Annotated in this window: 14 protein-coding genes, 1 tRNA gene and 1 pseudogene; 9 read left to right on the top strand and 7 right to left on the bottom strand. The window is 45.6% G+C overall.

Features of this window, described 5'->3' with window-relative positions; all coding sequences use genetic code 11:
• Window positions 1-547: 547 nt before the first annotated feature.
• Window positions 548-655 (top strand): annotated as a pseudogene (locus L3N51_RS12740) (putative integrase); the annotation flags it as partial.
• Here the strand turns inward: L3N51_RS12740 and L3N51_RS01295 are convergent.
• The 4 genes from L3N51_RS01295 to L3N51_RS01280 all read right to left on the bottom strand — a co-directional run bounded on the left by L3N51_RS01295 (window position 637) and on the right by L3N51_RS01280 (window position 3,969).
• Window positions 637-712: transfer RNA gene (locus L3N51_RS01295), tRNA-Gly, on the bottom strand. The pseudogene L3N51_RS12740 and the gene L3N51_RS01295 sit on opposite strands and share 19 nt — an antisense overlap.
• Window positions 713-918: 206 nt before the next feature.
• Entirely contained in the window at window positions 919-1,542 is a 624-nt protein-coding gene (locus tag L3N51_RS01290; RefSeq protein ID WP_238024800.1) for a protein-L-isoaspartate O-methyltransferase family protein, read from the bottom strand.
• Window positions 1,502-3,250, bottom strand: coding sequence for an ATP-binding protein (locus L3N51_RS01285; protein ID WP_238024799.1), 1,749 nt, complete (start codon window positions 3,248-3,250; stop codon window positions 1,502-1,504). Before L3N51_RS01285 ends, L3N51_RS01290 begins: the two co-directional genes overlap by 41 nt.
• On the bottom strand, window positions 3,232-3,969 hold the full coding sequence (locus L3N51_RS01280) for a DNA double-strand break repair nuclease NurA (RefSeq protein ID WP_238024798.1): 738 nt from the start codon (window positions 3,967-3,969) through the stop codon (window positions 3,232-3,234). The genes L3N51_RS01285 and L3N51_RS01280 overlap by 19 nt, the downstream gene beginning before the upstream one ends.
• Here L3N51_RS01280 and L3N51_RS01275 point away from each other — a divergent pair.
• Window positions 3,935-4,849, top strand: a complete 915-nt coding sequence (locus L3N51_RS01275) for a thiamine-phosphate synthase family protein (RefSeq protein WP_238024797.1) — start codon at window positions 3,935-3,937, stop codon at window positions 4,847-4,849. The two genes, L3N51_RS01280 and L3N51_RS01275, sit on opposite strands and share 35 nt — an antisense overlap.
• On the opposite strand, the gene L3N51_RS01270 is transcribed toward L3N51_RS01275, so the two are convergent.
• A complete protein-coding gene (locus L3N51_RS01270) occupies window positions 4,824-7,301 on the bottom strand; it encodes an MMPL family transporter (protein ID WP_238024796.1) in 2,478 nt (825 codons plus the stop codon). The genes L3N51_RS01275 and L3N51_RS01270 overlap by 26 nt on opposite strands.
• Window positions 7,302-7,394: 93 nt before the next feature.
• On the opposite strand from L3N51_RS01270, the gene L3N51_RS01265 reads away from it, so the two are divergent.
• The 6 genes from L3N51_RS01265 to L3N51_RS01240 all read left to right on the top strand — a co-directional run bounded on the left by L3N51_RS01265 (window position 7,395) and on the right by L3N51_RS01240 (window position 11,008).
• Complete coding sequence (locus tag L3N51_RS01265) at window positions 7,395-7,556, top strand: hypothetical protein (protein ID WP_238024795.1); 162 nt, start codon at window positions 7,395-7,397, stop codon at window positions 7,554-7,556.
• Between the two features lie 86 nt (window positions 7,557-7,642).
• Window positions 7,643-8,173 (top strand): hypothetical protein, encoded by a 531-nt coding sequence (locus L3N51_RS01260; protein ID WP_238024794.1) that lies wholly within the window; start codon window positions 7,643-7,645, stop codon window positions 8,171-8,173.
• Between the two features lie 23 nt (window positions 8,174-8,196).
• Complete coding sequence (locus L3N51_RS01255) at window positions 8,197-8,808, top strand: peptidase M50 (protein ID WP_238024793.1); 612 nt, start codon at window positions 8,197-8,199, stop codon at window positions 8,806-8,808.
• Between the two features lie 28 nt (window positions 8,809-8,836).
• Window positions 8,837-9,364, top strand: coding sequence for a rhomboid family intramembrane serine protease (locus L3N51_RS01250; protein ID WP_238024792.1), 528 nt, complete (start codon window positions 8,837-8,839; stop codon window positions 9,362-9,364).
• Window positions 9,365-9,527: 163 nt separating this feature from the next.
• Complete coding sequence (locus L3N51_RS01245) at window positions 9,528-10,073, top strand: adenylate kinase family protein (protein ID WP_238024791.1); 546 nt, start codon at window positions 9,528-9,530, stop codon at window positions 10,071-10,073.
• 26 nt (window positions 10,074-10,099) lie between these two features.
• On the top strand, window positions 10,100-11,008 hold the full coding sequence (locus L3N51_RS01240; RefSeq protein ID WP_012022099.1) for an Mrp/NBP35 family ATP-binding protein: 909 nt from the start codon (window positions 10,100-10,102) through the stop codon (window positions 11,006-11,008).
• On the opposite strand, the gene L3N51_RS01235 is transcribed toward L3N51_RS01240, so the two are convergent.
• Complete coding sequence (locus L3N51_RS01235) at window positions 10,978-11,193, bottom strand: hypothetical protein (protein WP_238024790.1); 216 nt, start codon at window positions 11,191-11,193, stop codon at window positions 10,978-10,980. The genes L3N51_RS01240 and L3N51_RS01235 overlap by 31 nt on opposite strands.
• A 208-nt stretch (window positions 11,194-11,401) precedes the next feature.
• Between L3N51_RS01235 and L3N51_RS01230 the strand changes: the two genes are divergently transcribed.
• On the top strand, window positions 11,402-11,749 hold the full coding sequence (locus L3N51_RS01230; RefSeq protein ID WP_238024789.1) for a helix-turn-helix domain-containing protein: 348 nt from the start codon (window positions 11,402-11,404) through the stop codon (window positions 11,747-11,749).
• Here the strand turns inward: L3N51_RS01230 and L3N51_RS01225 are convergent.
• Window positions 11,730-12,299, bottom strand: coding sequence for a LysE family translocator (locus L3N51_RS01225; RefSeq protein WP_238024788.1), 570 nt, complete (start codon window positions 12,297-12,299; stop codon window positions 11,730-11,732). The genes L3N51_RS01230 and L3N51_RS01225 overlap by 20 nt on opposite strands.
• Window positions 12,300-12,424: the final 125 nt, after the last annotated feature.

Here is a 12,424-nt window from a genome sequence, read left to right as displayed (position 1 = left end):
ACAAGAAATTATCGATGCGGAGTTTAAAACATAAAGTAAACGGCGAGAGTACAATTCATGACTGGACCGTATTGATAAGGATTTATAGGTGGTCCGATCAGGCTAGGACCTTCCTCTTCTCTTCCTAAAGAGACTAAAAACTCTGCTTAATGTGGTCCTGCAGAGCGAGAAACGTAGTGTGAGAGCTCCTAATACGATCGCCGTTGCCAACATGAGATTAGGAATCAGGACTACGTACCATAGAGGATTTACTGCAGAAATAAGATTAATACATACGTTATGTTACTTTATGAAAAAGTTGAGGCATTCTAGGTATTATTGAGTTATCTCACAGGTGTGGAAAGTTATCATCCTCTTTAAATCTACCTTCAAGTTAGGGAATTTGACGGTTGCCAATTGTCTACACGCGTGAAATGGCAACCGTGAAGTGACCCGCTTTGATAGAGAAAAGCACGGGATATAAGTATGGCGACGTGATTATCCGGAGAGAAAAGGGAGGTATTATGTTTACGTTCTGGAGAACGTGAACCATGAGATGAAGTAGCATTACCTCGCACCTTTGGATGATGTTGTTAGATCGTACGTGGAACTGAAAGAAAACGAGGGTGCGGGGACTCTGCCCCACATTCTGAGAAGTGCGACCGCCGGGATTTGAACCCGGGACCTCCTGCGTGGCAGGCAGGCGTCCTAATCCAGGCTAGACTACGGCCGCAAGTTATGAGTAGATAACGTTTTTTAAAAACCTATCGGTAGGGATAAACGAAGGGATTAATTACCTGAATTGATTGACGTCATGATAGAGTTCTGTACGTTGTTTATTAAAAATAAAAAATAGATCGATGTATTCATGTATACTATTGATTCTCGAAAATGATGAGGACAGTAGGGCGGAATCATGAAGAGGGTCTTGAGTCCTGATCAGTCATAAAAACCGCATAGTCCCTGGGCCTTCATGAAAATGACTGAATCAAGTTTCTCGAGCTTGGGAGAACCCGCCTTAACTATCCTGTACAGGTTCTGTGTCTTCTGGGTCCCTATGGGAACAATCATGGCTCCTCCATCCGCAAGCTGTTGATAAATGAAACAGGGAAGCGTGGGCATCGCTGCCCAGACTATTGCCTTATTATAGGGAGAGTTGCCTGGAAATCCCAGGGTGCCATCACCTACCTGAACCCTGATCCCCAGATTGCCCAACCTCTCTTCAGCATATCTCGCCATCCATGGATCCACCTCTACTGTGGTAACGTTCTCCGGCCCAACAATCTCACCAATCAGGGCGGTGTAATACCCGCATCCAGTCCCCACCTCAAGTACCTTATCCCCTTTCCTTAGACCCAAGTACTCCAGCATTTTCATCCCAAGGGTTAGGGCAGTGGTGTTAATCCTGTCAGTAATTGGGATGGGCTTATCAGCGAACTCTGGATCGTAAGCCAAGTTAGCTGAACTCTCTGGAAGAAACTTGGCCCTGTCCACCTTCAGGTAGGCATTTCTCAGGGAATCATCATTTATCATTGACAGGATTAGCTGATCTATTTTCCTCAAGCGCTCTCCTCACCTCTTCCAAGTTATTTGGGGCACTGAAGAAAACCGGAACGTCATGCGGTAGGGATGCCTTAAAGCTCACCAAGAGCCATTGTCCTACCTCGAGATCCAAGGTTCTATCCAGAAGAGTGTCATTTATTCCAAAGGTTTCAGACACCAGTTGCCTATCGTAGGGCCTGGGCAAAACACTGATGAAATAGGTGTGAAGCTGTTGGAGAACGTTTGTGTTGAGGTACGCCAGTCTCTGGGTGCTGATCAACGCATGGAGGTGATACTTCCTTCCATGCCTCAGCAATTTCTCCACTGCGTTGCTGGACAGCTCGCTCTTGTCCCTTTGCCTAGTATCGAAGGGGATGAACTCCTGTGCCTCATCTAACACGAAGAGAACGGGCGAGGTACTGAACGATCTCTTCCTCCTGGACATGACCTCCTCCAGGAGAGATGCAACAACTTCCCTGGATTCCTCCAGGTTCTGTAGCTCCAGGATAAAGAGTCTTGGAGATGATTCATCCCTATCCAAGATATCTATTGCCAGCTTCTCCACGTCATATTCCTCGCTCTCCCTTACCTCAGTGTTTATGTACGATCTCAAAGACGAGATGAAGGAGAAGAGCGAGGAGTTCTCCTTTAGCCCAGCGTTCCTGCCCTCATTTTCCATGTCCTCAAGTATTGAAAGAATGGAGTCGTCCAGAGGAGCATCCTTTGGGATCTTATTCTCCCTCATGAACGTGTCCAGCTTCCTCAGCATGAGGCTGAACAGTGGCTTCTGGGCAAAGGCCGTATACTTATCATCTATCTGAGCTCTCACCAGCTCCAGCAGGGTCTCGAAGGTTAGGCCCATTGAGCCCTGAGGTGGAATGTAGAGATTTCTTATCTTGCCTGAGGCAAAGAGCTCCTCAACCCTCCTCCTTATGTTTTCCCTGTGTCTCTCCAGATCCTCCGGAATCACATGGGTCCTCATGAACCTCCTGCTTGCGTCCAGTGGAGTGGAGGGATATCTATCTGTGGTGAGAATCTCCGCCCTCTGACTGAGCAACTGGTCCAACAGCAGGATTGAATATTCCATGGAAATGTCAAAGATCACCACCTTAGCGTTGGTGTGGTTAAGGATCCTGCGAATCAAGGTAGCAGTGAGATTGGACTTACCTGACCCGGTGAAGGCGAAAACTCCCATGTGGTAAACCATGGCCTTAGAGATATCTATGGTCAGGGGGATGTCCTCCCCTATCACTTTCCCTATCTCCACCCCACTCCTTGCGCATACAAATTCCCTGAATGATTCCCTGTTGAGGATCCTGACAGGGGAACCCGGAAGTGGAGGCAGATATCCCTTTTTGAATCCTTCAGGGGTGGCAATATAACCTATGGGATAGGCAAATACGTCTATCCACATCTCCGAGCTGTTCCCGTCGCGCCAGCTCTTGGAAACTTCCTCCATCACCTGGTCCCTTATCTCCTTGGGAATTGACCCATCCATGTTTATCATTCCGTAATGGACAGGAACGTAGTCGGCCACCTCAAGGATAAGATAGGTATCGCTCTTTATGGTCTCCACTGCGAGAAGCGCTCCTATGTTTAGGTTCAGGTCCCTGGAATAGGGCATCTCCACCACAAAGTTCCTGAAAGTAACTGAACTTCTCCCGTCAGCTGTGGGTCTGGTGGTGACCCTGACCTCCCTGAGCCTTCCTGTCACCGGTTCAAATTCCATGATCTCCTCTTACCCTCCACTATACTCCTAAAAGTCCTATATCTCACCAGTTCCTTGGTGTACAGGAAATCGAGCGTCCTCTTTGCCCTATCCCTGTAGAATTTGGCCATTTTGTCTGCAAGGAAGAGTGGGTAGTTATAACCAAAGGCCTCAGGGATGGGCTCCCTGGACATGGCGTATAACAGGGCCAAGATTCTCTCCGGATCCCACTTCAGGTTAGTCTCCACGCGAAAAGTCCATCCGTGGGTGGCTAGCTTGATGTATCCCGTACTCACAGGTCCCTGGAGCTGTGACATGAGCAACCAGGGCGGGTTGGGGATGTTCAGGCTACTTCTCTCTTTCTGATCAAAATCCTTGACGATCCCTATCACTGCGTGGGGTATACTCAGCCCCAGGGACATGTCCATGGTTATTTTCCTGTCCATCAGAAGCAGTCCGCTCAGGGAGTTGGCCTCCTCATACTCCATCCTTCTCATCACTTCTTCTCCATCTTCGTTAGAGACAGCCTCCTTAATTCTAGAACCTAGATACACGAGTCTTGATCCCTTCAGCCTGAAGAACACAGTCGCAACCACAACGTAGCTCTTCTTTCCCTCTTCGGTGAAGAAATCGTGAAGGCTTCCATCAACGGCAGAGATCTCCATATCAAAAACGTAATTATTCTCCCCGCTCAATCTTACTACCGTGCTTGATACACCACTGTCGCTGATCACGGACATACTGCTACCTAACGTTAGGGGATTGGTGGCTAAAAGGCTTAGAGCTCAGGGTATGAGCCAGAACAAGATCGCCCTTCTCGTGGGCGTAACTCAACCGGCAATCAAACAATACCTAGACGAGGATGAGGATGATCTACGCGGAAAGCTCGGCGAGGCTGGCCTCAGCAACGACGAGGTGGAATCGCTTGTATCAAACCTGGTGAGTCTGGTTTCAAGCGGAAGGAGAGAGGAGGCCTCGCTTTACTTCACCACCTTCGGATTGACCATGTTGAGCCAGCTGAAACTATGCAACTTCCACAGGCGCATGAACACCTCCATTTCACCCGATTGTAGAATTTGTCAGTCATTGTATAGGGAGGATGAGGAAACAGAGTTGCAGCTTGCCCTCTCTCTATTGAGAAATGAGAGCGTAGCAAAGCTAATTCCTGAAATCCTGAGTAACCTGGCCTATTCCAAGAGAGATGCCAAGGAAATACTGGATGTCCTAGCTATTCCAGGGAGGATAGCGGTGATAGGAGGGGTCCCTACTCCCGCGTCCAGACCCACGTGGGGTGGAAGCAGACATCTAGCAACCATTCTCCTTGAAACCAGAAAGAGATGCCAGAGGTGGAGATCCGTTATGAACATCAAATACGACGATGGTGTCGATGAGGCGATACGGAGCTCTGGTCTCATAAACATCAAGGTTGGTCCCTCAGATAGGAGGGACGATCAGTCCATTGCAAACATGATCGCCGCAGTCATATCTTCGTGCCCAGACGTAGTTATCCACCTTGGAGGAAATGGGGTAGAACCTAATGCTTACGTTTTTGGTGAGAATCCCCTAGAAGTCTCCTCCAAGGTACTCAAGATAGCTAAGCTTTGTTGTGAGCCCTCCTGACACCTGGCCACCAGTTATACTTCCCAAGTATTGACATTATGGCTGGAACTATGAAGGGCCTAACTATGAACGTATCGAATAGTATGGAGAAGCCCACTGCAAATCCTATCTCCCTGAGGAACTCCATGTTCACCGCGGTAAGGGAGATAAACGCTCCGGTCAGCACCAGACCGGCAGCCGTAACTACGAGGCCAGTCTTCTCCACTCCCTTCCTTATCCTTTCGTCTTCTGTTCCCTGCTCCTCCCTGATTCTAAGCACGATGAACATATCGTAGTCTATGCCCAAACTAAAGAGAAGAGCGAATACAATGAGCGGGGAGAGCCAGTAAACGGTACCAAAGACCAGAAACATAACTGCCACTCCCACAAGGGAGCTGAAAAGCAAGGATAGTACTAGCCTTATGGGCAAGGCCACGGACCTTAGCAGTACCCCCAGGTACACTAGGATCAGGATAATCGTCATGGGTAAAGTTAGGGAATAATAAACGTGAACCGTGTTGGAAACTATGTCTATCCTCTGTGCGTTGCTTCCTCCCACCATGAGACCGGTTGATGCGAGCCACTTGGTGAAATTTATGGCACCGTCACTGAACACAGGATAGGGAATGTAAAACTCCATGAGCGTGTATCCATGGGAGTAAAACCTGCTGGTTAGCGCTGTGGGTTCGCTGAACGTTGCCTTACCCAGAGAGGCTGGTCCGTAAACCAATGCCCCTCTGGAAATAGCTTCGGCAGACACATTATATATAAAGGAATAAGACTCGTTGGGATTCCCCCTTATCACCGCATAGTCTAGGCTGTAATTGAAAAATTTAGTCAGCTGGTCAAGCCCCACCAGGGATTCCGATGAGGATGGGACAATTTCGCTGGCGTTAATGTTTGTCGTATGAGTCAGAAATACTCCCAGGGCCAGAATGGAGGTAACTAACATTAACAGCACCACCGCATATTTTCGCCTTATGGAGAGGTCCACCATGAACCTCAGGTACCTGCTCCTTGAATCTGATGGGTTAGGAATTTCCTTTCTGGGGAAGGAAAGGGTCCTAGTACTCATCCCTTTAAGTGCAGTGTAGATAAAACCTATGGACGGTAGAAGGGAGGAGACGGAGCTCAATACGAGGGCCACTCCTATATTCCTTAATAGAGGAGATGGAGAGACCAAGAATGAGGCAAACGCTAGAGTAATGGAGAGACCGCTGAAAAGGGCGCCCCTGCCAGCCGTCTTGAAAGCCTTGGTGAGGGGTTCCCTTGACCCTGACCTTAACTCCTCAAAGTACCTGTAAATGAACAGAAGCGAATAATCTATCGCTATCCCGAACACTATGGGCGGAATAACAAGGCCTGAGATGTAATAGATCTGGTAGCCCACTAACCTCAGCCCTAGAAGAGACGCATATGCCACCTCAACACCTATTACTGCGCTACCTACCAGGAGTAGGATTGGAACCAGCGATCTGAGCAGTAAGATTAGCAGAATACCAACCAGGGTCACAGTAACAACGTCTATTATCCTCAAGTTCTGCTCGGTGTATAGCTCCGACTGGGCGTATATTGGGAGATGTCCCGTGACCAATCCGTGAAGGTTGGCCATGAAAATATTTATATTGCTTAGACTCTCGTTGTCGGGAACCTGGACTATGAAGAGCCAAGAGTTATTCCTGTGAAAGTAGGACAGGGAGATTCCAGGTTGAGGGATTTTGCTCTCCACTAACTGGATAGCATATTTGCGTGGATCTTCATAGGCCAGGGGTGGTAGCTCCTTGCCCGTGAGGAGGTGAATAAGGATAGAGTAATTATTGAAGTTGAGAAGGAACTGCCTCGCCAGAGTCGCATTGGTGTAATTGTTGTATCCGAAGAAAATTACATAGGGGTCCTTAAATGTCAGGTAACCAGCCAGTCTTGACGCATTAATTTGGGAGAAGTTTTGCAACGCGAGAAAGTAGTAGGTCTTAAACGTGGAGATCACATCTGTTGATGCCTGCACGTTTTTTCCGAGTGGCACACCGTACGTGACGTTCAGTTGACATAGGAATTGAGATATGTTATTCAGAAGCTTGACCCTGAGCGTGGTCAGATTTACGTATAGCTCATGAACTGGAAGTAACTTGGCCTCAGTACTATTTATTAGAGGAGATACTTCCTGCAGGTACTGCTGTTGATACTGGGAAATAACTTCGTAGGGAGTTACAACCTTGGCATCCTGAAGGTAATGGAGATTTTTCTGTAACTCGCTAAATGATTGATTATAGGAACCATTAACAATGACATATATCTCGCTGTACGACGTTTGTGACAGGTTAAAGTATTCTTTAGCCTCGTTCTCCACGACCACACTTTGATATGCGGAGGAAAGGAATGGCGAATCGCTGTAAACAAAGTAGTTCTGTACCTGAATAACCAACGGTGCCAGTATTACCATCAGCAGTATCCACAGAACGAGGAGATATTTCATTGATGATTGTTAATTCAACCACATAAAATGGTTAAGGAAATACCACTTTTACGAATGTAACCCATTTATTCAATTAGGTCTACTATTTACTCCATGCAGTCCCTTAAAGATGCGTTAGCCCTGCTGGAGCAGGTGGAAAAGATACTGAGCTCCTATAACCCTAAGGGCGAGGAGGATAAGAATCTCCTCAACCTGTTAATAACAAAAAACATGAAAATTGAAGCGGAAGCCTATGCAAAATATATAAGGAGTTAATCCCATTATTATTTTTCGTGGTATTTGAGATTCAATTAAATGTAGCTGATTGTGAGGGCAAAAGAGGAATAACTCGGGAAGGTCACTTGTTCTGCGTCTCGAGTTTCCTTAACGAAGAACTACAGAGGTTAAAGATACCACCCATAATTTTCGCTGAAGCTGTGATCGACTTCCTAAATGAGGGAAGCGCAAGCTTCACCGCGTACTGGGGCTCTGGAGAGAATGGTGGAACCACCAGGATCCTAGATCTAAGTGTGGTAACTCCCGATAGAACTAGGAGGCTGTTCCTGGTAATCTCCAGGTTTAATGGAATAAACGAGATAACCCTCCTGGAACCGTTCTATTTTACTAATGTCATGGAGAAACTCATTTCCTATGGCAAGAACTTAGAGAGATACCAGCTCACTATGCCCTTTCTCTATAAGTTCGTTATCTTCGAAGCTTTCCACACGTTTAGCAGGGTAACCAACGTAAAATACCAGGGAATAGTATCAGAAGGTACAGAGAAATACATGGTAGCCCTGGAAAAGGAGAAGGCATTACTCTGGAAAATTGAGGAACCCAAAATGAATCTAGTTAATAGGGAGAATATCACGCTTATACATTTAAACTACTGAGCTAATCCGGTTGGAGAAGAGATTTGTCATGGCTTAGGGAGTGGGAATGGAGATTTAGTAGGCTAAATGAGACTGAATCTTTCTTGCTAGCGATATTTTCAATTGCTGTGAAGGGACTTTCTCTATATCTAGTGTCAGGATTCTTTGGATTCGGTGTTCTGGCCGCCTTGGTCGCAGCAACAATTGCCATAGTACCCCATGAGTTAGCACATAGACAGTCAGCAAGGAGATACGGATGTTATTCTAGGTTTACCCTTAACTTCACGGGTTTTCTTTTCACCACAATTATTAACTTGCTACCGTTCTTTGGTCTGGTATTCTTTTCCGGGTATACTCTGATTTCCTGCAGATTTTTCTCCGCCGACAAGAGAATTGAAGGAATAACCGCGGCCGCCGGGCCAGCAACTAATATTGCAATATCACTGATTTTCCTCCTTGGAGCTATAGCTGTATCCAACCCTCTTTTGGCCTTCTTCCTCCAAGTAATCTCAGGGTTTAACGCGGTTGTGGCCTTCTTCAACCTACTTCCCTTCTGGATACTGGATGGCCTGAAAATATTCAGGTGGAACATAGGGGTATGGATAACACTCATCGCATTATCTCTCGTGTTAATGTATTTTACAGGGGAGATCTGAAATAACAATCAAACCAACCATAGTCCTCATGGCGTTAATTCTTGCGGGATTCATTACAGGAATCATTACATATAACATTAGCCCATATCTCTTTTCATTTCTAATTCAAGTGAACTATCTAGTACTGAGAGGGGATTATGTCTCCCTGGTAACCTCTATCTTCGTTACCAACAGTTTCACTGACTTTATTTTCAATTTCTTTTCTATGGGTGTAATATACTATCTTTTCGGGTCTAAGGCGGGTAAGCTGGAGTATATAACTTTCCTAGTGTCTGGAATAATAGGAAATATACTAACTCTGGTATTCTTTCCCCCGTACGTTGCGTCGGCAGGAGCTTCGGGAGGCATCTTCGGAGTCCTAGCATATTACATTATAGATGACATGCTGGAGTTCAATAGGCTTGACTGGAACGGTCTTGCTTTACTTATAATCGTTTTCGTTCTCAGTGATATAATACCTGGCGTGAACTACATAGCCCATATTGGGGGAGTGCTAGGAGGAGTAGTTCTAGCCATTGGAAGAAAGAGGCTTTTAGGGCATTCGCAAGTAAAATAAAATTCATGAACTTGTTTGAACTCGTTCTGTTCGTCACAGGCTTGATCATGTTCCCATATGGAATGTATGAGATTGCGAAAGGTGACGGCACGACTAAGACAAAGCTTACCCTGATCATCACTTCATTAACGTTATTTATTATCGAAAGCATTCTTGCATTTAGATGATTATTGTAATTACAGGGACGCCTGGTGTTGGCAAAACCACAGTCAGTCTCTTGTTATCACAACGTCTGGGACTAGAGTATCTTCACGTCTCCAATTTTGTGATTGAGAGAAGATTATACAGAAGCTATGATAGTCTTAGATCCTCCTTTGAGATAGACGATGAGGAAGTGGCCAAGGAACTTAATCACTATCTAAGTCAAAGAAAAGACGTTGTATTGGAGACTGTCTATCCCTCGCTTGTGGACAACGCAGATAAAGTAGTGGTGTTGAGAAGGCACCCTAAGGTGTTATACGACGAATTGAAAAGGCGTGGATGGAGCGAAATAAAGGTGATAGAGAACGTAGAGGCAGAGATCCTGGGTTATGTGGCGCAGGAAGCCAAAGAGTGGTTCAAGGAGAGCTGTGAAATAGATACTACTAATCTTTCTCCTGAGGAAGTAATTACAAAAATTCTTGAGAATAAATGTGATAAACCCATAGATTGGCTAGATTTTCCGGATGTCCAGGATCTGCTTCTGGCTTTAGATAAGATTATTAGTTGACCATGAAGATATGTTAATTGAGAAAAATGAGTTCCAATCCGTTTAGATTGCAATCGCCACAACCTACAAAGCAACCTAGGGACCTTAGGAAAGCGCCTGCACCCCAGGTCCAAGGAGCAGATCTCAAGATTCAGTCAAGGATGAAAAACGTGAAGTATAAGATAGCCATCCTCAGTGGAAAGGGAGGAGTTGGTAAATCATTCGTTTCATCTAACCTAGCTATGGCCCTAGCTGCTGCTGGAAAGAGTGTGGGAATTATTGACGTTGATTTCCACGGCCCATCAGTTCCCAAGATGCTTGGTGTTAGGGGGCAGATGCTCACAGCAGATGACAACGGGATAAATCCTGTGAATGGACCATTTGGTATAAAGGTTGTTTCCATTGACTTTCTGCTTCCTAGAGACGACACTCCCGTTATATGGAGAGGATCCATAAAGCACTCAGCAATTAGGCAGTTCTTGGGAGACGTGAACTGGGGTCAGCTGGACTATCTAATCATAGACATGCCTCCAGGAACGGGAGATGAAGCCCTCTCAGTAGCTCAGCTGGTCCCCAACATAACCGGGTTCATCATTGTCACCATACCCTCTGAGGTATCAACCCTGGCCGTAAGGAGGTCAATTAACTTCACCAAGACGGTAAACACTAAGATACTTGGGGTTGTGGAAAATATGAGCTACTTTGTGTGCCCCTCAGAGGGGAAGAATTATTACATCTTCGGACAGGACAAGGGAAAGAAGATGGCTGAGGAGTTGGGAGTACCCCTTCTAGGACAAGTTCCTCTGGATCCCAGAATTGCAGAGTCCAATGATCTCGGGGAGCCGTTCTTCTTGAAGTATCTAGATTCGCCGGCCTCTAAGGAATTCCTCAAAATAGCTGATAAAGTAATAGAAATGGTTGAAAATCAGAAATTATCTGATCTTAATCTGAAATAAAATTTTCTCCTCTCATAGTCGGGATATTTTTCTATTTCTCCCTTTCTGACCATCATTGCCAATGTCTCCCTAAGTTCCAGAGCAGTGAAACGAACTCCTTTCTCCATTAATCTATCCCGTATTTCCTCAGATATCATAGGTCTTTCCCTAAGTAGAGATTTTATCTGTTCCTCCAAGCTTTCCATGAATACAAAACGCCGTTCAGATTTAAAAAATTGGAGAAACGAAAGGATCCTAGCGCATGTAGGATGCATTGAGGATCTTTAGCTGAATAATACCTCGCTCGAGATCCTCACAAACCAGGAAGCCGTATTGCCATTTACCGAAAAGGTTTCCCAATCACAATAAAACTTTAAAAACAATAAAAACTAAATGTTAAACGGTGCAATTTAATTGATAACTGAGCTTGCGGAAAGAAATATCCTCTTGAAAAGGTTCCTAATGGTAGGCTATGGGCTCTCAGAGGCTGACGTAGAGGCTTTCATAAGGATAATTAAGGGTTCTGAGGGAAGGGATGTGGATTACATTGCCTCGGAGCTGGGAATAAGCAAAAGCAGGGCCAGTCTGATTCTTAAGAGACTCTCAGACGCGGGATTGGTTACCAAACAGAAGAGCACCGGCTCGAAGGGAGGCAGGCCCAAGTATGTGTATAGAGTGGACAGGAACGAAGTAATAGAAAAAATGAAAATGAGAGCCTCTGAGCTTTGCTCTGACCTATCCTCTATAATATCTGGGTTATGAGAAGAACACCTTGGACCAGTATATAAATCCCAAATCCAAGTAAAATAATAAATGATGCAATTTTTATAGCTCTTGCTAGTCTTTTACCGAATTTGTTTATAATGAAAGGGAAAAGTGTTATCCAGACCACTATTCCACTGAAGAAGCCCGGTATTACCAGAATGCCAAATTGTTGAATCATGAACAGCCCACTGGTTAACCACCATGTGATCTGAAAGGGGTTGGTGAGCCCCATGGTCAAACCTGTCAGGTAATTGGCCCTGGAGGTTCTGTTGGACAGAGTGGATTTTAACACCCCAAAGGCCAACCATATCATTATGCCTCCTCCAACTAAATAGAATACATACCTGGCGTCCCTGGGCAAAAAATCTCCAAATACAAGGGTCAGAACAAAGAACACCATATCAGCGGTCATGGCGCCAAGACCCACGCTTATTCCGTGCAACTTGGATCTGAGAGACTCGGAGGCTATCACCGAATTCACTGGACCTGGAGGAGCTGCCAGCGACAGTCCCAATGCCAGACCAAAGATCATAAGTAGGGCATTCACGTAACCTAATAACCTGTGATCTTTAAATAGATTTAACCTTCTAACCCCTGCTTTTGACGGGTTATAAGAAGAATAAAAAAGATTTTGGGGAAAAATATAAAAAGAGTGAAAGAGAACTTTTCGTT

It is taken from the genome of Metallosphaera javensis (ex Hofmann et al. 2022) (assembly GCF_022064045.1).
GTDB classification, from domain to species: Archaea; Thermoproteota; Thermoprotei_A; order Sulfolobales; family Sulfolobaceae; genus Metallosphaera; species Metallosphaera javensis.
This window is presented reverse-complemented; position numbering and strand designations above follow the sequence as displayed.

What these genes read in the sequence shown, in the direction of transcription:
- L3N51_RS01285 (WP_238024799.1), bottom strand. Translation starts at nt 3,250, where the DNA reads ATGGAATTTGAACCGGTGACAGGAAGGCTCAGGGAGGTCAGGGTCACC.
- L3N51_RS01280 (WP_238024798.1), bottom strand. Translation starts at nt 3,969, where the DNA reads ATGTCCGTGATCAGCGACAGTGGTGTATCAAGCACGGTAGTAAGATTG.
- L3N51_RS01270 (WP_238024796.1), bottom strand. Translation starts at nt 7,301, where the DNA reads ATGAAATATCTCCTCGTTCTGTGGATACTGCTGATGGTAATACTGGCA.
- L3N51_RS01265 (WP_238024795.1), top strand. Translation starts at nt 7,395, where the DNA reads ATGCAGTCCCTTAAAGATGCGTTAGCCCTGCTGGAGCAGGTGGAAAAG.
- L3N51_RS01250 (WP_238024792.1), top strand. Translation starts at nt 8,837, where the DNA reads ATGGCGTTAATTCTTGCGGGATTCATTACAGGAATCATTACATATAAC.
- L3N51_RS01245 (WP_238024791.1), top strand. Translation starts at nt 9,528, where the DNA reads ATGATTATTGTAATTACAGGGACGCCTGGTGTTGGCAAAACCACAGTC.
- L3N51_RS01240 (WP_012022099.1), top strand. Translation starts at nt 10,100, where the DNA reads ATGAGTTCCAATCCGTTTAGATTGCAATCGCCACAACCTACAAAGCAA.
- L3N51_RS01235 (WP_238024790.1), bottom strand. Translation starts at nt 11,193, where the DNA reads ATGGAAAGCTTGGAGGAACAGATAAAATCTCTACTTAGGGAAAGACCT.